Consider the following 25,356-nt stretch of genomic DNA (forward strand, 5'->3'; position numbering starts at 1 on the left):
GGGAGGACCGGCTCACCACTCGGTCACCGTCAGGGCCTCGTCGTGCGCGGGGCCGTCGTCGTCCCGGCCGTCGGGGCCGACGCGCGGGCCGGATCCGGCGGCGGGCTCGCCCGCGGCCGGCGCCAGCGTCCGCGCCAGGTCGATCACCGCCGCGATCTGGGCGACGGTCCGTTGCGTGAAGACGTCCCGGATCGCCGGCGCCAGTCCGAGGCGCTCCCGGCACTGGGTGACGAAGCGCGCCGCGACCAGCGAATGGCCGCCGATGTCGAAGAAGTCGGCGTTGCGCTGCGGCTCGAAGTCCAGCCGCAGCAGCTCGCGCCAGAGCGCGGAGACCTGCGCCTCGGTCGGGGTGGCCGGCGGGCCGCCGTCGTCGCGGGTGTCCTGCTCGGGCGGGGGCAGCGACCTGCGGTCGACCTTGCCGCTCGCCAGCTGGGGCAGCTGCGGCGACAGCATCACCACGGTCGGCACCATGTGCTCGGGCAGCCGGTCGCGCAGGGCCTGCCGGATCGCGCGCGGCGTGGCGTCGTCGCGCGCCGCGGCGGCCGGCAGCAGCTCCACGTGCGCGACCAGTTGCCGGTCGCCCGGCGCCCGCTCATGCGCGACCACCGCCGCGCATCGCACCTGCGGCAGCGCCAGCAGGGCGGCCTCGACCTCCTGCAGCTCGACGCGGAAGCCGCGGATCTTCACCTGGCTGTCCGCCCGGCCCAGGAAGTCCATGCCGCCGTCGGGCATCAGCCGGGCCAGGTCGCCGGTGCGGTACAGCCGCCCGGGTCGCGCGCCCGGCGCGGCTTCCAGGAAACGGGCCGCGGTCTGCTCGGGCAGGTTGCAGTAGCCGCGCGCCAGGCCAGGTCCGCCGATGTGCAGTTCGCCGGTCACGCCCCAGGGCAGCACCGCGCCGCGCCGGTCCAGCACCAGCAGCTGCGTGTTGGCCAGCGGGTCCCCGATCGGTACCACCTCCGCGCGTTCCACCGCCAGGGCGGTCACGTCGCAGATGCTCACGTCGACCACCGATTCGGTCTGGCCGTAGACGTTGTAGCAACGCGCCGACGGCGGCAGCACCGCGCGCAGGGCGTCCAGGTCCGCGCCGTACCAGGCTTCCGAGCCGACCATCACCTGGCGCAGGTGCCGCAGCGTCTGGCCGGTGCTTCGCGCATGGCGGGTGAGCTCGCGCAGGACCGCGGGCACGAAGTCGCCGAAGCTCGCCTGCGAGCGGTCCAGCAGCTCGAACAGCAGGGCCGCGTCGAGCAGGTGCTCCTCCGGGCACAGCACCACGGTGCCGCCGGTGCTCAGCGCCTTGAGCAGGTCGCCCAGGCAGATGTCGACCGACATGCGCGCCATCTGCAGCACGCGCGGCGGCTGCTCGTCGAAGCCGAAGCGGCGGATCCAGCCCTCGACGCGGTGCTGCATCCCCAGGTGCTCGACCTCCACGCCGCGGGGCATGCCGGTCGAGCCGGAGGTGTAGACGACATAGGCCAGTTCGCGCGCCAGCGACGCGTCGTCCGGCAACGCAGCGGCGGCCGCGGCCGGCTCGTCCAGCAGCCGGTCGATGCTCAGGCGGTTCAGCGTCGCGAGCGGTCCGGTCACGGGCGAGCCGTCCGCCTCGTCGGCGAGCACGACCGCGGCCGGCCTGGCGTCCTGCAGCACGAAGGCCAGGCGCTCGTCCGGCAGGTCCGCGTCCAGCGGGACGTAGGCCGCGCCGGCGCGCAGGATCCCCAGCATCGCCGCGGGCAGGCGCCAGCCGCGCGGCAGGCGCAGGGCGATCCGGTCGCCGCGGCCGAGGCCCAAGGACGCCAGGTTCGCGGCGATCCGGCCGGTCATCGCGTCCAGCTCGGCGTAGCTGAAGGTCCGGTCGCCGTCGACCAGCGCGGTCGCCGTTGGGCGCACGCGCGCCTGCCGGCCGATGCGGGCGTACAGGCCGCCCGGCTCGACCGGGAGCGACTCGCCCGTGCCCTGCGCGACGATGCGCGAGGCCATCGCCTCGGGCAGGATGGCCAGGTCGGTGACCAGGCCGGCCCCGCCTTGCGCCATCGCCGTCACCAGCGACTCCAGCGCGGTGCGCAGCAGCGCGAGGATCATCGCGGGGTCGTGCGGTCGCGCGACCTGCACGGTCAGCGACCATCCGCCGCCGTCCTCGCCCGCGACGCGGGGGCCGTGGTCGTCGATGTCGACGTTGAGCGGGTAGTTGCTGAACTCGTCGGAGGACAGCGCCGCGATGCCGGCCATCTCCCGGTCCCGGATGCCGTTGTCGGCCGAGTGCCGGTAGTTGAACAGCGCGGAGAACAGCGGTGTCTGCGCCGGCACGCGGCTGTGGCGGCGCGCTTCGGCCAGCGGCGTCAGGTCATGCGCCAGCAGCCCGGTCAGGCGCGCCTGCACTTGGGAGAGGGCCTCGCGCACGCTGCGTCCCGACAGCTGCACATGCAGCGGCAGCGTGTTGACCATGAGGCCGACCGCTGTGGCGTCCGCCAGCGTCGAGCGGGTGCGGCCGATCAGGACCGTGCCGAACACGACGTCGTCGCGGTCCGCCAGGGTGGCGAGGACGCGCGCCCAGGCGAGGTGGAAGAGCGTGCCGGCACTGACGCCGGCGTCGATCGCGGCGCCGCGCAGGCGCGTGTCGAGTGCCGCGTCCAGCGGCGCGGTCGCGACCCGCAGGTCGCCGATGTCGTCGACCTCGGCGGGCAGGCCCAGCGGCAGGGTCGGCTCCGTCACCTCGCCCAGGAGCTCGTCGAAGGTCCGCGCGCGCTCGACGGAGTCCGCCGCCGCATCGCGGGCCGCGGCCACCAGGTCGCGGTAGGGCAGGGACGGCGGCAGCTCGGCCTCGCGTCCTGCGAGGATGGCGCCGACCTCGTCCATCACGATGGCCAGCGTCGAGTGGTCCAGCACCAGGTGATGCGCGAGCAGCAACGCGAGCCAGCGGCCCCGTTCCGGATCGAACGCCGTCCAGATGCGCACCAGCGGGGACGCGGTGATGTCGAGCCGGCAATGGGCCGGATGGAAACGGGCGCGCAACTGGTCGGCGGCGTCGCCGGCCTGCAGGTCGGTCACCGGCTCGACGACCAGGTCCACCTGCCGGTGCACGACCTGCACGGGGTGCGGGAGATGCTCCCAGTGCACCGAGGTGCGCAGCGCGTCGTGACGGGCGATCACTCGCCGCAGCGCGCCGAGGTAGGCCTCCAGGCGCTCGGGGCCGTCGAAGGCCAGCACCGTCTGGAGCAGGTAGGCATCGCCTTGCTGGTCGGCCAGGTGGTGGTAGAGCAGCCCTTCCTGCAGGCCGGTCAGGGGCAGGATCTCCTGCACGTTGTCCTGGCCGCCGGGCAGGCTGGCGACCAGCCGGGCGACGGCGGCGTCGGGCAGGCCGCCATTGCCGTCCATGCCGGGCGCCTCCGGACGCTCCGCCGCTGGCGCGCTGTCCAGTGCATCGTCCAGCACGCGGGCCAAGGCGGCCGGCGTCGGGTGCGCGTACAGCTGAGCCACGGAGCAGGGAATGCCCCGCGCGGCCAGGCGCGCGACGACGCGGATCGCCTGCAGCGATTGCCCGCCCAGGCGGAAGAAGTGGTCGTCGCGCGAAACGGCGGCCAGGCCGAGGAGCTCCGCCCAGGTCTCGGCGATCGCCTGTTCCAGCGGGGAACGGGGCGTCGCCTGTTCGGCCTCGGGCCGGGCCTGCGCGCGCGCGGGGCGTGGCAGACGGGCACGGTCGAGCTTGCCGTTCGGGAGCAGTGGCAGTTGGTCGAGCACCAGGAGATGCGCCGGCACGAGCGCGGCCGGCAGGCGGCTGGCGAGGATCTCCCGCAAGTGCTCCTCGGCGGTGTCTCCGGTCTGCTGCATGTCGTCACCGGCTTCCGGCGCATCGTCGGGATCGAGGCACAGGTAGCCGACCAGGACGGACGGTCCGTCGGGTTGGGCGATGCATTCGGCGGCGGCCTGGCGGACGCCGGGCAGCGCGCGCAGTTGGTCCTCGACTTCGCCGAGCTCCAGCCGGATGCCGTTGACCTTCACCTGGCGGTCATTGCGGCCCAGGAAGAGCAGGGCGCCGTCGGCGCGCTCGCGCACCCGGTCACCGGTCCGGTAGAAGCGGACCGGCGGCTGGCCAATCTCGATGAAGCGCTCCGCGGTCAGGTCGGGGCGATGCAGGTAGCCGCGCGCCAGGCCGGCGCCGCCGATGTGGAGCTCGCCTTCGGCGCCAGGCGGCACCGGATCGCCCGCCGCATCCAGCACGGCGAGGACGGTGTGGTCGATGGGCCGGCCGATCGGCACGCTGCCGGAAGCGTCGTCGGCGCAGCGCCAGAACGTGGCGTCGATGCAGGTCTCGGTCGGGCCGTAGAGGTTGACGAGCGCGTCGGTGGCGAGCGCGCGGGCGCGGGTCGCCAGCGCGGGGCTCAGCGCTTCGCCGCCGCAGAAGAGCAGCCGGCATTGGAAGGGCGGCGGGTCGCCGGCAGGCGGCAGCAGGGCCTCCAGCAGGCTGGGGACGAACTGCGCGATGCTGACGGACTCCGAGCGGATCAGCGCGGTCAGCTGGGCCGGTTCCCGGACGCTGCGTTCCGGGACGAGGACCAGCCGCGCGCCGGTCGCCAGCGGGGTCCACAGCTCCCAGACCGAGGCGTCGAAGGACATCGGCGTGCGTTGCAGCACGGCGTCGTGTGCGTCGATGGCGAATTCGCGGATCTGCCAGCGCAGGTGGTTCAGCAGCGCGCCGTGCGACACCATGACGCCCTTGGGGCGGCCGGTGGAGCCGGAGGTGTAGATGACATACGCCAGGTCCCGAGCCTGCACGGCGCGGAGGGGGGGCTCGCGGTCAACGGTGGCTTCGGCGTCGGTGCTGATGCGGTCATCGACGCGGGCGTTGGAGTTGGCGTTGGCGCGAGCGTCGAGGTTGCTGGCGGCAGCGGCGCTCGAGGGATCGCGTTGTCCGGCCGGCGTCAAGTCCGCCAAGGTCCGCAGCGACAGGTGCTCAAGGCCTCCGACAGGCTCGTTGGGCAGTAGCCCGGCGAGCGCCTCGTCACCCGCCGCGTCCGTCACGATGAGGCGTGGGCGCGCGTCGTCGAGCAGCAAGCGCAGGCGCTCGGCCGGATACGCCGGATCCATCGGCAGGTAAGGCGCGCCGGACTTGAGCACCGCGAGCAGCGCGACGATCTGCGCGACGCCACGGGTGGCGCAGACGGCGATCGGCTCGTCGGTGGAGGCGCCGTGACGGTGCAGCAGGGCGGCGACGCGATCCGCGCGGACGTTGAGGTCGGCGTAGTCGACCGAGGTCCCCTCGAAGCGAAGGGCCGTCGCGTTCGGGCGCAGGCGGGCCTGGCGTTCGAACAGTTGGTGCACGGCGGTGGCCGACTCGTCCCAGTCCGCCGGGGCTGGCGCGCGGTCGGTGGCGGCGAGGCACGCGGCGCGCTGCGCCTGCGTGAGCACCGGCAGCAGCGCCGGCGTGCCGGCGCCCGCGTCGGCTGTCTCCATTCCCTCCAGCAGGTGCGTCAGCGCGCAGTCCAGGTGCGCGGTCACGCGCGCGGGGTCGATCGCATGCAGCGCCTGCACGGTCAGGAGGAAACCTTGGCCGTCGTCGTCCACGGACACGGCAAGCGGGAAGTTCGTGCGTTCCTCGCTGCGCAGCAGGTGCACGCCCGGCCACAGATCGGCTTGGGTGTCCGCGCCGCGCGGACCTAGCAGGTTGGCGTGGCGGTAGTTCAGCAGCGCGGTGAACAGCGGGAGCGAGGCCTCCAGCCCGGTGGCCCGGCGCACCGTCTCCAGCGTGGCTTGCTCGTGGCGCATCAGCGCGGCCAAGCCGGCCGCGGTCTGCGTGACCGCCTGGTCCAGCGTGTGCCCGTGCAGGGCGACGCGCAACGGCAGCGTGTTGATGAACAAGCCCATGGCCTCGGACAGGCCGGGCTCGTTGCCCTGGCGACCCGAGACGACGGTGCCGATCACGGCATCGGGCGTGGCGCTGGTGCGCGCCACCAGAGCCGCGAAAGCGACGTGGAAGAGCGCGGCGGGCGAGACCGAGAGCCGGCGTGCCGCTTGACGCAGCCGCGCGGAACGCTCGGCATCGAGCGTGAGTTCGGCTTGGCCGATGTCCTCGGCGCGGCACTGCACGTCGAGTAGCCCGTAGGGCGCGGTCGGGGCCTCCATCGGTCCGATGGCATCGCGAAAGTGCTGCTCCTGCGCCGCGGCGTCCACCGCCAGTGCGCGAGCCACCTGGCGGGAGTAAGGCCAGACCCGAGGGGACAGCGGCTGGCCGTCGAGCTGGCGCCGGATCTCGTCGGCGATGAGCTGCAGCGTGTAGTTGTCGGAGATCAGGTGGTGGTCGACCAGCGCGAGCAGCCAGCGGTCGGACGCGGCGTCGTGAATCGTCCAGGCGCGCAGCAGCGGCGCGGCGGTCAGGTCCAGACGCAGCTGGTGCGGGTCGCTGGCGGCTTCCAGCGTTTCGAGGGTCTCATCGTGCTGGTCGCTCTGGAGCTCGACGACCGGCACGACCGCGTGGCGCATCACGACCTGCTGCGGCCGATCCAGTGCTTCCCAGTGGAAGGCCGTGCGCAGGATCGGATGGCGATCCACGACGCGCTGGAACGCAGCGAGGAATCGCTGCATCAGGGCGTGCTCGTCGAAGGCAAAGACCGCGCGGTTCAGGTACACGTCACCGGTGTCCTGCAGCGTGTGCTGCACGAGCATGCCGGTCTGAAGCGGTGTCAGCGGGTAAATGTCCTCGATGACGGCAGCGCCACCGGGAACGCGCGACACGAGGCGGTCCAGCTCGCCCCGCTCCAGTGCCGCCAGTGGAACCATCTCGGGAGTGATGTGCTCGCAGCCCGGCGGGATCGCCGAGGCGCCGGCACCGTCAAGCGCGCGATCGAGACCATCGGCGCCGTGGGTACGGCCATCGATGCCGCCGTCCACCTCGCCGGTCGCAAAGGTCGAACCATCCGCTGGCGTCGCGGCCGTCGCGGGCCGCAGCGAGGCCGCCATCTCCGCGAGCGTGCGAGCGGCGTAGACGCTGCTCAGGTCCAGCAGCCAACCGCGCTCGCGCAGCCGCGCGGCCATGCGCACCAGCAGCAGCGAGTGACCGCCGCGTTGGAAGAAGTTGTCACCGCGGCCGACGCGGGGCAACTCCAGCTCCTCGCGCCAGACCTCCGCGAGCATCTCTTCGCGCTCGCCGATGGGCGGCTCATGCGCGTTCTCTTCAAGCTCGGGCGCGGGCAGCGCCGCGACATCCAGCTTGCCGTTGGTCGTCAGCGGCCAGGCGGCCACGCGCGTGACGGTGGCCGGCACCATGTACTCGGGCAATTGCCGCGCCAGTGCGTCGCGAATCGCGGCGGCGTCGAGCACCTCGGAGGCCTTGTACGCAGCGGACGCCTGATGCGCTTCGCTCATCACCACGTAAGCGGCCAGCCGCGTCGGACGCACCCGCGGCACGCCCAGCACGCAAGCGTCCTCGATGCCATCCATCCCGCGCAGCAGGGCTTCGATCTCGCCCGCCTCGATGCGGAAGCCGCGGATCTTGAGCTGATGGTCGCCGCGTCCGAGGTACTCCAGTTCGCCGTCGTGGCGCAGCCGCGCCAAGTCGCCGGAGCGGTACAGCCGCTGTGACTCCGGCAGCGCCGGGTGCGCCACGAACCGCTGCGCGCTGAGCTCGGGGCGGCGCCAGTAACCGCGCGCCACGCCGGGTCCGCCCACGCACAACTCGCCCACGACGCCGCGCGGCACGGGCTCACTGGCCGCGTCCAGCACCCACAGGCTCAGGTCCTCGATGGCGCGGCCGATGACGCTGCCGCTCTCGCCTAGCGCGTCGCCCGGCGTCACGTCGCGATGCGTGACATGCACCGTGGTTTCGGTGATGCCGTACATGTTGACCAGCCGCGCGCGCTCGCCGTGGCGTTCGAACCACGGGACCAGACGACGCAGGTCCAACGCCTCCCCGCCGAAGATCACCAGCCGCAGCGCCAGCGCGCGCGGCGAGCGGCGGTCCTCCTCCATGAAGGCCTGGAAGGCCGAGGGCGTCTGGTTGAGCACGGTCACGCCGTGCTCGGCCACCAGGGCATGGAACAGCGGCGTGGAGCGCGCCGCCTCGTGGTCGACCACCACGAGGCGTGCGCCATGCAGCAGCGCGCCCCACATCTCCCAGACGGAGAAGTCGAAAGCGAAGGAGTGGAACAGCGCCCACACGTCGCCAGCCCCGAAGCGGAACACGGAGTCGGTGCGCTCGAACAGCCGCAGCACGTTGGCGTGCGTGACCATCACGCCCTTGGGCTGGCCCGTCGAGCCCGAGGTGTAGATCAGATACGCGAGATCTTCTGGGCCTGCGTCGACTTCGTCGGAAGCCCAATCACCGTCGGCTCCCGCAGTCGTCCCAACGTCGGAATTGGCTTCGCCATCGCCGTTGGCACGAGCTCCACCCTTGGCGTTGGCGTTGGCGTTGGCGTCAGTGCGGGTATCGAGGTTGATGTCGATGTCGAGATCCACGTCGGCTCGGACGTGATCACGTTCGCCCAGGCGCGGAGCGGTGACCGCGTCCGCGACCACCGTGCGCACTTGCGCGTCCTCGAGGATGCCGGCCACGCGCTCGTCTGGGTACATCGCGTCCAGCGGCACGTAGGCCGCGCCGCGCCGCAGCACCGCCAGCAGCGCCACCACCACGTGCGCCGAGCGCGACATGAAGACGCCCACCCGGTCACCGCGACGGACTCCGCTCGCGTGAAGTCGGTTCGCCAGCGCGGCGCTGGCCTTTGCCAGTTCGTCGTATCGCCACTGCCGTTGGCCGTCCACCAGCGCCACCGCTTCGGGCGTGCGCGCGGCCTGCGCCAGGAATCGCTGCGCCAGCGATCCCTGAACCGGCGTGGGCGCAACGCGCGCCTGGCCCAGCGCCAGCAACGCCTGGCGCTCCTGCGGAGACACAAGCGCGAGCGATTGAATCGCACGGTCCGGGGTCTGCACCGCCGCGGCCGCGAGCCAACGCAACCCCTGGGCGAAGCCCTGGATGCTCGCCTCGTCGAAGAGGTCGGTGTCGTAACGCCACAGCAGTTCCAGCGCGCCGTCCGCGCCGCGACTCGCCTCGAGCGCCAGGTCGAACTGCGCCGATTCCACCGGCACCTCCAGCGCGTCCACCTGGACCCCGTCCAGCTGGGCGGGCGCTTGATCGTCCTCCTGCATCGCCAGCAGGATCTGGAACAACGGCGAGTGGCTCAGCGAGCGGGCTGGACGCAGCGCTTGAACCAGCCGCTCGAAGGGCAAAGCTTGATGCGCTTGTGCCTCCAGCACGGTGCGCCGGCTCTGCGCCAGCAGGGCTTCGAAGTCCTGCTCGCCGTCCACGCGGACCCGCAGCACGAGCGTGTTGACGAAGAAGCCGATGAGATCGGCCAGTTCGGGCCGCTCGCGGTTGGCGCTGGGCGTGCCCACGACGATGTCGGACTCGCCGCTGAAGCGCGCCAGCAGCGCGGAGAACACCGCGTGCAGTCCCATGAACAGCGTCGCGCCGCGAGCGCGGCACAGCGCTTCGAGCGCGCCGGTGAGCCCGCTATCGAGCGTGGTGCGCAGCGCGGCACCGTGATGGCGCCGGCGGGCCGGGCGCGGCCGGTCCAACGCCAGACCGTGGATCTCGGGCAGCTGCGCGAGTTGCCGTGTCCAGTAGGTCAACTGGTCTTGCAGCCGCGCCTGCTGCGTCGCGCCGTGCTGCCAGGCCGCGTAGTCGGTGTACTGGATGGGCAGCACCGGCCACGCGGGCGCCTCGTCGCGCCCCAGCGCGTCGTAGGCGGCCAGGAAGTCGCGCACCAGCACGCCGGTGGACCAACCGTCACTGGCGATGTGATGCAGCACCACCACGAGGACGTGCTCTCGCGGGGACAGCCGCAGCAGCCGCGCGCGGATCGGCAGCGCGGACGACAGCGCGAAGGGCTCGTCAACGACGCGGGCCACCGCTGAGCGTATCGCCGCCTCGCGTACCGCGGCTTCGCGTACCGCGGCTTCGTGCGTGGAAGCGCCGTGCGTCGGGGCGTCCCGCTGCGCGGTCTTGCCCACCGCGGTAGCACGCTCCCCGTTGTCGACATCACCGGCGTCCACCGGCACGTCCTCGCGTTCCAGCGCGAAGGACTCATCCCCGCGCACGCGCTGAACCGGCTCACCGTCCACCTCCGCGTACACCGTGCGCAGCACCTCGTGGCGCCGCACCACCTCCCGCAGCGCGGCCTCCAGCCGCGCGTCGTCGAGCTCGCCCGTAAGCGTCAGCGCCACCGGCATGTGGTACTCCAGGCTCCGTCCACCGCCCAGTCCGTCGATGAGCCACAGCTGCCGCTGGCCGAAGGACAAGGGCCAGTCCTCGCGGTCCCGGGGCAATGCCGGGATCGCTTCGGCCTGGCCGGCGCGCATGCGGAAATGAGATTCCAGCGCCGCCTTGTGCGCGCGGAGCTGGTCCATCAGTTTGGCACCGAGGGTCTCCGGCCGCGCGCCGATGAAGAGCCGGTCCTCACGCAGGCCGATGGCGACATCGCGGGCGTCGAGCTCGCGCAGCAGGTCGTGGAGCGTCACAGGAAGAATCCTTCGTTCATGTCGTCGGCGCGCGCGGCGAGCCGGTCGGAGAGGCGGGCCGTCGTCCGGGCTTGCGTGATGGCGGCGGCCTGGGCCTGCAAGGTGCTCGCGGTGAACAGCGTGTCCAGCGGCAGTTCGGCGCCCATCGCGGTGCGGATCCGCGTGAGCAGGCGCATGGCCAGCAACGAATGACCGCCCAGCAGGAAGAAGTCGTGCTCGCGCCCGATCGCGTCGACGCCGAGCAGGTCGCGCCAGATCGAGGCGAGCTGGCGTTCATCGGCGCCTTCGGGCGGCGTGGAGGTCGCCGCGTCGGCCTGTGTCGGCGCGGGCAGTGCACCGCGATCAAGCTTGCCGTTCGGGGAGGTGGGCAGCTGGGGCAGGCGCATGAAGGCCGCGGGCACGAGGTGCTCGGGCAGATGGCGCCTGGCATGCGCGGCGACGGTGGCCTCGTCGGCCTCGCCGACGTGGTAGGCCACCAGCGCCTTCTCATGCGCATCGCTGCCGCGGACCACTACGACGACGTCGCGCACGCCTTCGCAGCGCGCCAACACGGTCTCGACCTCGCCAGGCTCGACGCGGAATCCGCGCACCTTGGCCTGGAAGTCCGCTCGTCCGATGAACTCGAGCTCGCCGTCCAGCCGCCAGCGCACGAGGTCGCCGGTGCGGTACATGCGGGCCTGCGGCTCGTCGGTCAAGGACCCGTCGGTCAAGGACCCGTCGGTCAAGGACCCGTCGGCCGAGGACCCGTCGGCCGAGGAGTTGCCGGCCGAGGAGTTGCCGGCCGAGGGATCGGTGACGAAGCGCTCGGCGGTGAGGTCGGGGCGGTTCAGGTAACCGCGCGCCACGCCGACGCCGCCGACCCACAGCTCGCCCGGCACGCCTGCCGGCACTGGCGACATCGCCGCGTCCAGCACGTACAGCCGGGTGTTGGCGAAGGGCCGGCCGATGCTCACGCGAGCGCCTTGCTCGGCATGGCGCACGTAGGCGGCGCTGCACGAGACCGTGATCTCGGTCGGACCGTAGGTGTTGACCAGCCGGGGACGCAGCGAAGGCTCGTCCCACAGCGTCGCCAGCAGCGCCTCCCACTGCGCCAGCTTGTGCAGCGAGATCGCGTCGCCGGTGACGTTGACGGTGCGCACGCCGCGCAGCTGCACGGCCGCGCGCGCGGGAGCCTGACTCCATTCGCCCACCAGCGTGTGCCAGTGCGCGGCGGTGAGATGCACCATCGAGGCGATGCCCGGCTGCTCGCGCGTGCCCAGCGGCTCGCGTCCTGGCGTGAGCGCGGCGCCCGCCAGCAGGGCAGGGACGATTTCCTCGATGGAGAGGTCGAAGTTCAGCGAGTTCTGCTGCAGGACCACCGAGTCGGCGTCCAGGTCGAACCAGCGCGCGGCGTCCAGCGCGTAGTTCAGCAGGCCGCGATGCTCGACCATCACGCCCTTGGGGCGGCCGGTGGAGCCGGAGGTGTACATGACGTAGGCCAGCCGCGAGGGCGCGGGGCCGGCCAGGTCGGGCTCCAGCGACCAAGGCTCGAATGCTGCGAGGACCGCGTCGTTCGACGCGTCGGACAGGGCAGGGGCTGGCGCATCGGCCGGTGAATCCGCCGACGCCTTGGCTTGCGTATCGGCTTGGTCTTCGCTCAGTGCAGCGCTCCGGACGTCGGCCTGCGCGTCATCTGCAAGCGCTCCGTCAGCCAGCAGTTCCGCCAGGTCGAAGCTCGCCACGGGCCAGTCGCGCACCGCGGCAGGTACCTCGCCCAGGCGCAGCACGGCGCGAGGTCCGGCGTCTTCCAGCATCTGCGCCAGGCGCTCGGCGGGATAGCCGGGGTCCAGCGGCAGGTACGCGCCACCGGCCTTCCACACGCCCAGCAGCGCGGCGATGAGCTCGGGCGAGCGTCGTGCGCAGACCGCCACGCGGTCCTCGGCGCGCACGCCGACGCGGCGCAGCGCCAGTGCCACGTGGCGGGCGCGGGCCTCGAGCTCGGCGTAGCTCCAACGCAGTTCGCCGTCGATGACCGCCGGCGCGTCCGGGCGAGCCGCCGCCACGCGGGCAATCGCGCGATGCACCAGGCCATCGGCCGGCAGGTCCCGTTCAGTGGCGTTCCAGCGCGCCAGCAGTCGCGCCTCGCTGTCGGGCAGCGCCGTCAGCGCGCGCACGGGCCGCGGGTCGGCGCTTTCCAGCGCCAGGGTCAGGCCTTCCAGCGCCCCGACGACGAAGTCCAGCATTCGTGGCGCGCCGACCTCGGCATCCGTCTGCATGACCAGCTCGAAGTCCTGCCCGAGGTCGTCCACCGACAGCGAGAACGGATAGTTGGTCCGCTCCTCGCCGTCGAGGATCCGAAGTCCGGTCCCGCTCGACGCCGACGCGGGCGCGGTGTGGCGGTAGTTCAGCAACGCGCTGAACAACGGCAGCCGCGCGTCGACCCCGCTGCACCGCTGGGCCAGCGCGAGCGAGGCCTGCTCATGCGCCACCAGCGCGCGGAGCACGCCGCTCATGGTCTCCACGGCCTCTTCCGCGCTCGCCTGCGCGAGACGGGCGCGCACCGGCAGCGTGTTGATGAACAGGCCCATCGTGGACTCCACGCCCGAGCGGCCATGCAGCCGTCCCGACAGCACGGTCCCGAAGGCCACGTCGTCGCGTCCGGAGCAGGTGGCCAGCACCATCGCCCAGGCCACGTGGAACAGCGCCGCGGGGCTGATCCCGCGCTCACGCGCCGCTTCGCGCAGACGCCTCGACAGCGCCGGATCCAGCGCGCGCTCGGCCTGCGCGATGTCCGTGCCGTCGCCCCGAACCTCCAGCAGGTCGAAGGGCGCGGTCGGCGACGCCAGGTCGCCGAGCTGCGCGCGGAAGAACGCCTCCGCCTCCGGGCCGGCCTGGCGGTGCAGCGCCTCCGCGACGAACTCGCGGTAGGGCACCGGCACGGGCAATTCGTCCTGCCGCCCCTGCTCATGGAGCCGCCATTCGGTGTCGATGATCTCCAGCCCCACGTGGTCGAACACCAGGTGGTGGCAGCTGAAGACGACCAGGTGGGACCCGTCCTCGCGCTCCGCGATCTCCATCCGCATCAGCGGCGCCTCGTCCAGCGGCAACCACTGGCGCTCGCGCGCGCACAGCTCACGCATGCGCGCCATCACGTCCTCACCGGGCCCGAAGCGGCGCCAGGTCACCGACAGCGTCGCCTCGCGCCACACGACCTGCACCGGCTGGGGCAGCGCGTCCCACAGCACCGCCGTGCGCAGCGCGTCGTGGCGGGCCACCAGGTGCTGGACGGTCCGCGCGAAGCGTTCGGTCTCCTCGCGGCCGCCCAGGGCCAGCAGCACCGGCGTGACATACGGGTCGCTGCGCTGCGTGGCGGCCATGTGCAGGAAGAGCATCCCTTCCTGCAGCGGCATCAGCGGGTAGATGTCCTGGATGTTGGCCGCGCCTCCTGGGGTGCGGGCCGCGATGTGGTCGATCTCGTCCTGCGACAGCGTCACCAGCGGCAGCATGTCCGGCGTGATGCGGGCACAGCCCGGCGCGATGAGGTTGGGCGGCGCCTGGAAGGCCGCGCCGGCCGCGGGGCCTGCAGCCTCCATCGCGCCAGCCAGCGCGCCGAGGTCGGCTGCCTCCAGGATCTGGTGGATGGACACGTCGGCGCCGTGCTCGCGCAGCCGCGACAGCAGCCGCAGCGACAGCAGGGAATGGCCGCCCAGCGCGAAGAAGTTGTCGCGCGTGGACACCGGGCGTCCCGGACTCAGCAGTTCCTCCCACAGCGTGGCCAGCAGGCGCTCAGCCGCCGTGGCGGGCGGCACGTGCCTGCCGCGTGACCCGACCACGGGCGCGGGCAGGGCCGCGCGGTCCAGCTTGCCGTTGACGCTCAGCGGCATCGCCTCGAGCACGATGAAGGCGGCCGGCACCATGTACGACGGCAACCGTGTCGCGAGCTTCGCGGCCCAGTCGTGGCCCGTCGCATGCGCCGCGTCCGGCGCCGCCGCTTCCGTCAGCGTGAGGTAGGCCACGAGCCGCGCATCCCCGGGCGAGTCCTCGCGCAACACCGTCACCGCCTCGCGCACGCCGGGCAGCGCGGTCAGCGCAGCCTCGATCTCGCCGAGCTCGATGCGCTGGCCGCGCAGCTTCACCTGGAAGTCGTTGCGGCCGAGGTACTCGATCTGTCCGTCCTCGCGCCATTGCCCCAGGTCGCCGGTGCGGTACATGCGCGCCGCGGGATCCGTGGAGAACGGGTCGCGGACGAAGCGCTCGGCGGTCAGGTCGGGCCGGTTGAGGTAGCCGCGCGCCACCTGCACGCCGGCGATGTGGATCTCGCCGGGCACGCCCACGGGCACGGGCCGGCCGTGGGCATCCAGGACGTGCAGCCGGGTGTTGTCGATGGGAGCGCCGATCGGCACGGTGCCCTGCGGCGAGCCCAGCACGCAGGCGTGCCAGCTCACGTCGACGGCGGCCTCGGTCGGCCCGTACAGGTTGTGCAGGCCGGCGTGGGGCCAGCGGCGCAGGAAGCGATCCCGCTGGACCGGCGCGAGCGCCTCGCCGCTGCAGAAGACGAGACGCAGCGAGGCATGGGCGGTGGACGCCGGCACGCCGTCGAGATAGGCCTGCAGCATCGAGGGCACGAAGTGCAGCGTGGTGATGCCTTGCTCGTCGATCAGCCGCGCGAGGTAGTCGGGCGAGCGATGTCCCTGGGGACGCGCCATGACCACGCGCGCGCCGGTGATCAGCGGCCAGAAGAACTCCCAGACCGAGACATCGAATCCGAACGGCGTCTTCTGCAGGACGCGGTCGTCGGCGTCCAGCGCGAAGACGCGCTGCATCCACAGCAGCCGGTTGACCACGCCGGCGTGTTCGTTCATGACGCCCTTGGGCCGGCCGGTCGATCCCGAGGTGTAGAGCGTATAGACCAGATGACGCGGACCCAACGCTGGCTGCGCGGGAGCGACCGGCGGCAACGCGTCGAGCATCGCGCGTAACGGAACGGCATCGAGGACCAAAACCTCGGGCGGCGGCGAGCCGCCGGCATTCGCTTCGGCTTCGGCTTCGGCGTCGACGACGGCCGTTGCGTCGGCGAGGCGGCTGGCGATCGCCTGCTGGGTGAGCACGAGCGCGGGACGCGCGTCACGCAGGATCCAGCCCAATCTGGCCGGCGGCAGATCGGGATCCAACGGCACGTAGGCGGCGCCGGCCTTGAGCACGCCCAGCAGCGCGACCACCAGGTCCGCCGATCGTTCCATGCAGACGCCGACCAGTTGGTCCGGACCCGCGCCGCGCGCTGCCAGTGCCTGGGCCAGGCGGTTGGATCGCGCCTGGAGTTCCGCGTAGGTGAGGGTGCCGTCCTCCGCGCTGACCGCGATCGCTTGCGGCGTGCGTTCGACCTGGGCGTCGAAGAGCGTGTGGACCAGTTCGTCCGCGCCCGGCAGCTCGCGTGCCGTGTCGTTCCAGCGCGCCAGGCGCTGCTGCTCCGCGGCGGGCAGCGTGGCGAGGGCGAGCAACGCGTCGCGGCTCCCCGTGTCGAGCGCCTGGATCAGCTGCTCCAGCGCGGTGGCCGTGGCGTCGAGCAGCCGCTCGGCGCCCACGCGATCGTCCACCTGCATGACCAGCGTGAAGTCCTGTCCGAAGTCGTCCACGGACAGGGTGAACGGGTAGTTGGTGCGTTCCTCGCCGGCGATGACCGGCAGGGCGCCGGTGTCCGCCGAAGTCGGCGCCACGCTGTGGCGATAGTTCAGCACCGCGCTGAACAACGGTGTCGGCGCGGTCACGCCGCTGCAGCGCTGAGCCAGGGCCAGCGGGGTCTGCTCGTGCTCGACCAGTCCATGCAGCGCCATGTTCATCGCCGACAGCGCCTGCTCCGCACCCACGCCCGCGAGCCGCGCCCGCACTGGCAGCGTGTTGATGAACAGGCCCATGGTGGCGTCGATGCCGGCCGCGCCGCGCAGCCGGCCCGACAGCACGGTGCCGAACACCACGTCGTCACGACCCGCGCAGGCGGACAGCACCATCGACCAGGCGACGTGGAAGAGCACCGCGGGGCTCATGCCCCGGCGTCGCGCGGCCTGCCGCAGCCGTTCCGACAGGGCCGGCGACAGCGGGCGTTCGGCCTGGGTGATGTCGCTGCCGTCGCCTTGCGCGTGCAGCAGCCCGAAGGGCGCGGTCGGGGTGTCGACATCGCCGAGCACGGCGCGGAAATGCGCGGTCGCGTCGCCGGTCTCCTGTTGATGCAGCGCCTGCGCGACGAAGTCCCGCAGCGGCACCGGCTCGGGCAGTTCGTCCTGCCGGCCCGCCTGGTGCAGGCGCCATTCCGCGTCGATCAGGTCCAGGCCGACGTGGTCGAAGATCAGGTGGTGGTGCGTGAGCAGCACCAGGTGCGCGCCGCTGGGTTCGGCGGCGATCTCGAGCCGCATCAGCGGCGCCTCGTGCAACGGCAGCACGTGGCGGCCTTGCTGGCAACTCGCCAGCATGCGCGCCAGGACGTCCTCTTCCGGCTCGGCCGCGCGCCAGTTCACCGACAGCGGCGCCTGCCGCCACACGACCTGGACGGGCCGGGAGAGTCCCTCCCAGAGCACCGCCGTGCGCAGCGCGTCATGGCGGTCCACCATCTGCTGGACCGTGCGCACGAAGCGCTCGGCTTCGGCGCGATCCGCCAGGCGCAGCAGGGTGGGCGTGACGTAGGGATCGCCCGAGCCCTGCGCGGCCATGTGCAGGAACAGCAGGCCCTCCTGCATCGGCAGCAGCGGATAGATGTCCTGGATGTTGGCCGCGCCGCCGGACACGCGGCCGACGATGCGGTCGATCTCTTCCTGGCCGAGCGCCACCAGCGGGAGCAGCGACGGGACGATGCGCGCGCAGCCCTCGGGAATGAGGTTGGGCGGCGCCTGGAAGACGGTCCGCGGCGACTGGTCGCGTGCGTCGAGGATCCGCGCCAGCGACGCAAGGTCGGCGGCGCCCAGCAGGTCCGAGACCGCGACCTGGCGACCGCTTTCGCGCAGCCGGGCCATCAGGCGCATGGCCAGCAGCGAATGGCCGCCGAGGGCGAAGAAGTTGTCGCCGCAGGAGACGGCGCGTCCGGGCTTCAGCAGCTCCTCCCAGAGCGAGGCCAGCAGCCGTTCCGTGTCGGTGGTGGGGTCGACGTGGGGGCGGACGGCGTTCTCGACCGTCGGCGTGACCGTCGGATCGAGCGCGGCAGCGGTAGCGATGGTGATGTCGGAGGCCGGCGCGGGCGCGCTCGTCCCGCGCACCTCCGACGTACCGCCCAGCGGCCAGTCGCCGACCGGCGTGCCGGGCAGCGTCAGGGCCGTTTCCAGCAGGCCATGCAGCTGACGGTCCAGGGCCGCGATCGTGGCGGCGTCGAAGACGGCGGTGGCGTACTCCCACGACAGGCGCAGACCGTCCTCGCCTTCGGTCACGTCCAGGCAGAGCTCGAACTGCGTCGTCCGCCGCTGCGGCTCGCGCGCTGTCACCGACAGGCCGGGCAGAGCCAAGGACGCCCGGCGGTTGTTCTGCAGCGACAGCATCACGCGGAAAAGCGGCTCATGGCGGCCCGTCGAGGCCGCGATCGCGTCGGCCAGCACGTCGAAGGGCAGGTCCTGGTGCGCCTGCGCCTGCGCGCCGACCTGGCCGCAGCGCGCCAGCAAGGTGGGAAAGTCCTCGTCCAGCCGGACCGGCACGCGCAGCACCAGCGTGTTGACGAACAGGCCGATCAGCGGCTCGAGTTCCGCGCTGTGGCGATTCGCCACCGGCGCGCCCAGCACGATGTCGTGGCTGCCGCCCACGCGGGCCATCAGCAGGGCCAGGCTGGCGTGCAGGACGCTGAAGAGCGTGGCGCCCGAATTGCGGCGCAGGGTCTCCAGCCGCGCGGAGGTCGCGGCATCGAGCCGCGAGTGATGGACCGCGCCCCGGACGTCGGACCGCGCGGGACGCGGACGATCCAACGGCAGCGGATCCGCGGCCGGCAGGTCCGCGAGCTGGCGCATCCAGTACGCGAGATCGCGCGCGCGCGCCGCCTCTCGCGCGGGCTGGCGGTCCCAGTACGCGAAGTCGCCGTACTGCACGGCAAGCGGCGCGGGCGGCGTCTGCCCGTCGTCGGCATAGGCCTGGCGCCACTCGTCGACCGCGATGGCGGCGGACCAGCCGTCGGAGGCGATGTGGTGGATCACCACGGCCAGCACGTGATGGTCGGCGGCCAGGGACCAGACCCGGGCGCGCCAGGGCGGTGCGGCGGCGAGGTCGAACGGCTGGTCGACGAAGGTCGCGATGAGCTCATCGAGGGCCTCGTCATCCAGGCCGGGACCTTGATCGGCCACTTGCAGGTCGACGGGCGTCGGCGCCTGCACGTCCTGCCAGGCCTGGCCCGCTTCCTCGCGCACCACGGCGCGCAGCACCTCGTGCCGGGTCGCCACCTGCGTCAACGCGCGCCGCAGGCGATGCAGGTCCAGCTCCCCGCGCAGGTCGAGCACCAGCGGCAGGTGGTAGTGCGGGCTGTGCCCGCCATGCATCTGGTCGATCAGCCACAGGCGCTGCTGCGCATGCGACAGCGGCGCCTTGTTGCCCGCGGGACGAGCGGAGATCGCGGCGGGCGCCGGCGGCGCGGCTGCCACGCGGGCAGCGAAGTCCGCCAGCGTCGCGGCCTCGAACAGCGTCGCCAGCGGCACCTCGGCGCGCAGCCGACGCCGGAGCTCGGCCACCACGCGCATCGCCAGCAGGGAATGCCCGCCGATGTCGAAGAAGCGGTCCTCGATCGACGGCAGGTGCGCGTGTCCGAGCACGTCCTGCCACACCTGCGCGACGGCGCGTTCGGTGTCGTCGCGCGGCGCCGTGCGCAGCGTGGCATCGCCCAGGGTAGGGCGGGGCAGCGCGGCGCGATCGATCTTGCCGTTGGCGGTCCGCGGCAGCGCCTCGAGCCAGGTCACGGTCGCGGGGACCATGTAATCCGGCAAGGTGACGGCGAGGTCGGCGCGGATGCCCAGGGCGCGTCGCGACGGTTCCGCGACGACGAAGGCCGCCAGCGTCCGCTCGCCGTTGCCCGACGCGAACGCGTGCACGACGGCCTGATGGACGCCGGACAGGCGCTGGATGGCCGTCTCGATCTCGCCCAGTTCCACGCGGAAGCCGCGGATCTTGACCTGATGGTCGGCCCGGCCGGAGAGCTCCACCACGCCGTCGTCGCGCCACCGCGCGAGGTCGCCGGTGCGATACAGGCGATCGCCGGGCGCGCCCCACGGATCCGGGACGAACTTGTCGCGGTTGAGCTCGGGACGTTCGAGGTAACCGGGGCCGACACCGAGCCCGCCGATGCAGAGCTCGCCGGTGACGCCGGGAGGCAGCGCGCGCAAGCTCGCGTCGACGACATGCAGGCGCATGCCGGGGAAGGGCCGGCCGATGGGCATCATGCCGTCCGCGGGCGCCGCGGCGTCGTCAGGCTCGTGATAGCTCGAGTCGATGGCGGCCTCGGTCACGCCGTAGGTGTTGATGATCCGAGGCACGGGTCCGCAAGCGGCGCGCAGCCGCGCGTGATCGACGGCGTACCAGCTGTCGGAGCCGACGACGACCAGCCGCATCGATGCCAGGCCGTGCGCGCCGTCCTGCGGCCAGGCGGCCACCTCGCGCAGCAGCGCCGGCACGAACTCCGCGGCGGTCACCCGATGGCGACGCAGGTGCGCGAGCAGGGCACCGGGATCCAGCAGCGTGTCCCGCGGGCACATCACCAGCGCGTTGCCGGTGCCGATCGACCGCAACAGGTCGCCGGCGAAGACATCGAAGTTCGCGTTGGCCAGTTGAAGCCACCGGTCGCGCTCGGGGCGCAAGTCGTAGACCTGCTCCCAGGCCGAGGCGATCGCCTCCAGGTTGCGATGCGCGATCTGCACGCCCTTGGGCTTGCCGGTCGTGCCCGAGGTGAAGGTGATGTACGCCAGCTCGTCCTGCCCAGCCGACGGCACGGCCAAGTCGTCGTTGCCCCCGCTCGTGGTCTGGTCCTCATACGCCCCGGACACGAGGTGATCGATCCGCAGGACCTGGACGGCGGTACCGTCGCCGCCGACCGCGTCGGCATGGGCCTGGGTATCGGCGTCGGCCAGCAGCAGGCGCGCCTTGGCGCCCACCATCGCCTCGCCGATGCGCGCGGGCGGCATCTGGGGCGTCAGCGGCAGGTAGACCGCCGCGGCCTTCATCACGCCGAGCACGGCCACCGGCAGCAGGTGGGTCCGCTCGAGGCAGAAGCCCACCACCTCGCCGCGACGTACGCCGGCGTCGATCAAGGCGCGGGCCACGCGGTTGGACAGGCGCTCCAGCGCGGCGAAGTCGAGTTGCCGGTCGTCGTCGATGACCGCCGGCGCGCGCGGGCGCTCGAGGGCATGGCGGCGGACCCGGTCGGCCAGCGTGCGCGCCGGGAGCGCCTCGGCCGTTCCGGCCTTGGCCAGGCCGGAGAACGTGGCCAGCAGCGCTTCCTGCTCGCTCGTCAGCAATGCCAACTCGGCCACTGGGGCGTCCGGCGCCTGCAGGGACTGCGCCAGCAACTGGAACCACGCGGTCTGGAACGTGCCCGCGGACGCCTCGGTGAAGTAGCCGACGTGGTGGTCCAGCTGCAGCTGGATCGGCTGGCCCGCGCCGTAGTCCCGGAAGGTCAGCGTCAGCGGCGTGAGTTCGTGCCCGTTGGGCAGGAAATGGGTGTCGGCTTGCAGGCCGAGCTCGGCGAAGTCGAAGTCCAGCTTCTGGTAGTTGACGTTGACGTCGAACACGCTGGCTCGCGGCGCGGCGCCACGTGCCGCGTCGTTCATCTCCTGCTGGATGGCGCTGAGCGGGTAGCGGCCGTGGCGATAGTTGCGGCGCAGCGTCCGGCCGATGTCGCTGGCGATGCGGCTGATGCCCGCGTCGTTGCCGGCGCGCACGCGCAGCGGCATGACCTGCATCGTCAGGTCGATGGCCTTGCGGCTGACCGCGTCGCGGCGGTTGTGGATCGGCGTGCCATACAGCGCGTCGTCGCGGCCGTGCAGGCGCTGGAACGTGGCGTGCGTGACCGCGAGCAGCCAGGCGAATGGCGTCACGCCGCGGGCCTCGCACAGCACCTGCAGGCGGGTCCAGTCGTCGGCGCCGAGGTCGCGCGTCAGGCGGCGGGTGGTCTCATGGCCCTCACGCGGCGCGTGGCCGAGGGGCGCGCAGAGCAACTCCGGCGGGCAGAGCAACTCGTCGCGCCAATGCGCTTGCGCCGCCGTCCGTGCCTGCTCGTCCAACGCATGGAAGGACGTGGGCATCGCCACCGAGCCCGGCCAGGCACCGGTCAGCCGTCCGAAAACCTCGCGCAGCCAGTTCGCGAAGCCCCAGCCATCCACCAGCAGGTGGTGCGCGATCGTGAAGTACCAATGGCGCGACGCGTCCAGCCGGATCAGGCCGGCCGAGAACAGCGATTCCCGCTCCAGGTCGAAGGGGCGCTCGAACAGCTCGCGCAGCAGGTCGCGCGCGGCGTCCTCGGGCGACGGTGCCGCGCTGACGTCGACGAAGCGGAACGCCGCCGGCCCGGAGACCGGCGCGTCGGGGACGTCGGCCATCGCCGGCGCGGCATCGACGAAGCGCACGCGCCGCAGCAGCTGCGGGTGCGTGACCAGCACTTGGCCGAAGGCCTCGGCCATCCGCGGGAAATCGATCGGCTGGCGCAGGTCCACGTAGCCGCCGATGTTGTACAGCGGCGATCGGGGAATCCGGAGCTGATGGAAAAGGATTTCCTGCTGGGCGACGCTCAGCGAATGCATACCAGCGGGGGACACGATTTCAGCGGGAATCGACATGACGTTTTCGAATATGGCCAATATCTGGACGAGCGCCATCTCACCAGTCCCCGAAATAGGGTGGCGGATGAAATCGGATTCCCGGTGGATCAATGAACAGGCGTGCGAACGCCCATCCGCTGATTACCCAGCGAATATCGAAAAATGGGGATTACCGGTCTCGAGCCGGCTCAGCGGGGCCGCTCAGTGTGGGCAAGCCGGCGCGACGTTTGAATCGCGACGCTGCGGGAGACCGTGGAGGCTGTCGACGCCAGCACAGAGGGGCCGCGCAAGGGCGCGCGCCGGCTGTCGCGATCGAGAGGGGAGAGGGCGGACGCCATGGCATCCGCGGCCCTGGGGGCCTGGGGTGAACTTCATTTAACTTCGCTTCCCTGAATGAACGGTCGCCGGTTGCAGTATCCCGAGTTGGCGCCATTCAATTGTTTGGGGGCGATTCTTAGAGATCCGACTTCCGCCGTCAAGTGACGTTGTCGTGACGCCGCGGCGTGATTCCAGCAGTGCCGAAGAATCACTTCGGATAATCCGAAGGCGGCCATCGGAATGGGGTGCGCAATCCCACCAACGGGGGTGGGTTTTGAGTGGCTTCGTCCCCGTATCGCGCGACAGCTGCGGGTCGCTTGAATTTCCTGCGCTTGAACTGCGCGAAACGCATATCGGGGAATGACATACTCCCGGCCGCGCGAGGAGCGCAATCGCATCGGGAAGAACAACGAACAAGGGGTGTCTGTGCGTCGTCGCACCGTGTTGACCATCGTGCGCCGCGGCGCCAGGAGCGGATTGGAGGCGTGGCTGGCCGGCGGCCTGCTCGTCGCGGGTGCACTGCCCGCGGGAGCCTTCACGGTGCAGACGACGTCCGCGGACGAGCCCCCGGTCGTGATCGACGGACGGCTGACGGAGGACGTCTGGCGGCGCGCGCCGGTGCATGCCGCGTTCGCGCAGCTGCAGCCGACGGCCGGGGCGGACTACGCCAGCGGCATCCGGACGCAGGTTCAGGTGGTGGCCGACGGCAGGGCGCTGATCATCGGCATCCGCGCCTGGTGCGATCAGCCGCCGCATGTCGTGCTGTCGCGGCGCGACGCCGTGCAGCGGGACCAGGACATGGTCGGCGTGTGGATCGACACCGGCGGGCGAGGGGAGTCCGCGATGTTCCTCAAGGCCAGCCTGGCCGGCGTGGTGACGGACGGCCTGTACCGCGCCTCGGACGACGAGGAGGACCTTGGTCCCGACTTCCCGGTGCGGGTCGCCACGGCCCTGCTGCCCGATGGCTACAGCATGGAGATCCGCTGGCCGTTGTCGGCGTTGCGATACCCGTTCCAGCCCGCCGCGCCGTGGCGCATGGTCGTCGCCCGCGCGGTGCCGGGGGCGGGCAACCTGCTGCTGGTGAGCGGCAAGGCCGATGCCGAGGCGCTGAGCTTCCTCCATGCGAGCGAGCCGCTGACCGGCCTGGAGCCGGTGCTCGGCGAGCATCGCCACCGCCAGGAAGGGGACGTCAGCGTCGAATGGACGGGACGCAACGTGCGCACCGGCGAGCACGCGGCGAGTCGCGGCAGCGTGGGGGTCGAGGGCTGGTGGCGGCCGCGCGCGGACTGGCTCGTGAACGCGACGCTGAATCCCGATTTCGCGCAGGTGGACATCGACGCGCCGCAGACCAACGGCAACCGCGCGGTGGCGCTCGCGCTGCCGGAGAAGCGGCGCTACTTCCTGGAAAGCGCCGACGTGCTGGGGTTGCCGCTGTCGGGCTTCTATTCACGCACGATCGCGGATCCGCGCTGGGGGCTGCGGGCGACGTGGCGCGGCGTCGGCGCCGACGCGACGATGCTGGTGTCGGAGGACCGGGCCGGCACGGTGGTCACGCGGGGACGTCCTTGGGGGACCGACGAATGGACGCTGGCGGCGCCCAGCACGTCGGAGGTGTTCCGGGGGCGTTGGCAGCCGGGGTTGCCGGGGCCGGGAGCGTCGGCCGATGCAGAGGAGGGCGGAGAGGACAGCGCGTTGACGCTGGGCACGCTGCTCTCGCGCCGCAGCTTGGGCGATGGCCGGCGCGGCCAGTTGGCGGGCATCGACGGGCTGTGGAGAAGCAGTGCCGACGGACATCACTGGCAGGCACAGTGGAGCGTGATGGCCAGCGAGAACACGCTGGCGACCGATGACGAGGGCGAAGTCCAGCGGCGGGCAGGGCCGTCGCGACGCGATGCGTCCGGGTGGGCGAAGCTGCTCTACAGCGACGACCGGTGGCTGAATTCCGCCGAGGTCACGCGGGTCGGGCCGGAGTTCGTCAACCTGCTGGGGTTCGTCGACCAGGCGGGCTTGTGGCGGGCGCAAGGCGAGGTGAACCGGCGCCTGGGCGAGATGTCGCTGCCGGGTGGCGGGCTGCTGCATCAGACGGAATGGCACTTCGCCGCGTCCGAGGCGCGCAGCCTGCGCGATGCGGCGCGCGGAGAGCCGGGGAACGAGGTCATCCGCCGCGAGTTGCGCACGGGTTTCTGGCTGTCCACGGCGCGGCGCACGGCGGCATGGCTGCACGCGGGAATGGACCGGCAACGCGCCCATAGCGGCGGAAAACTTCATGAGACGCCGGCGTGGCATGGCGGTGTCGAGACGACGCCGTTCTCGTGGCTGGCGAGGCTGACGGCCGAAGGCAGCGTGGGCCGGCAACTGGACACCGACTTCGATCGCGTCGGCCAAGGCGGCTGGTGGTCGATGCAGGCGAGCTCCCGATGGGCGTTGCCGCAAGGACGCAGCGTGGAGTTCGATCCGGTGTTCACGGGAACGCGCATCCGGGGCGATGGGCCGTATCCATCGCTCAACGAGACGGGCTTGAGGCTGCTCGGCGTGCTGCACTTGAGCGCCGAGGAAAGCATGCGCGTGATCGTGCAGAACGAGCGCTCGGCGCGCGGCGCGGCGGGGGCTGAAGCGGCGCACACGCTGAGAAGCCAACACCGGTCGGTGATGTGGAAGAAGCGGTTCTCGTCGCGCTATCAGGTGGCGCTCGGGGCGCAGTGGGACTCGCGGTCGGAGAAGGCGTCGACGCGGGAGGTGTTCCTGAAGCTGGAGGCTGCGTTGGGGGATGGGGGCTGAGCTCAAGGGTCGCAGTCCC

General features: G+C 72.0%; 3 protein-coding genes. 1 reads left to right on the forward strand and 2 read right to left on the reverse strand.

Translation table 11 applies throughout. The annotated features are described in order from the left end of the window. Positions 1–12: 12 nt before the first annotated feature. Together N5D62_RS13865 and N5D62_RS13870 are read right to left on the reverse strand one after the other, a co-directional pair. Positions 13–10,500, reverse strand: a complete 10,488-nt coding sequence (locus N5D62_RS13865) for a non-ribosomal peptide synthetase (protein WP_279758416.1) — start codon at positions 10,498–10,500, stop codon at positions 13–15. After that, entirely contained in the window at positions 10,497–22,259 is an 11,763-nt protein-coding gene (locus N5D62_RS13870; RefSeq protein WP_279758417.1) for a non-ribosomal peptide synthetase, read from the reverse strand. Before N5D62_RS13870 ends, N5D62_RS13865 begins: the two co-directional genes overlap by 4 nt. Positions 22,260–22,979: 720 nt before the next feature. Between N5D62_RS13870 and N5D62_RS13875 the strand changes: the two genes are divergently transcribed. Then, positions 22,980–25,337 carry a hypothetical protein gene (locus N5D62_RS13875; protein WP_279758418.1) on the forward strand — a complete coding sequence of 786 codons (2,358 nt, stop codon included), beginning with the start codon at positions 22,980–22,982 and terminating at the stop codon, positions 25,335–25,337. The last annotated feature ends 19 nt before the right edge of the window (positions 25,338–25,356 follow it).

It is taken from the genome of Mitsuaria sp. GD03876 (assembly GCF_029840635.1).
GTDB lineage: Bacteria > Pseudomonadota > Gammaproteobacteria > Burkholderiales > Burkholderiaceae_C > Roseateles.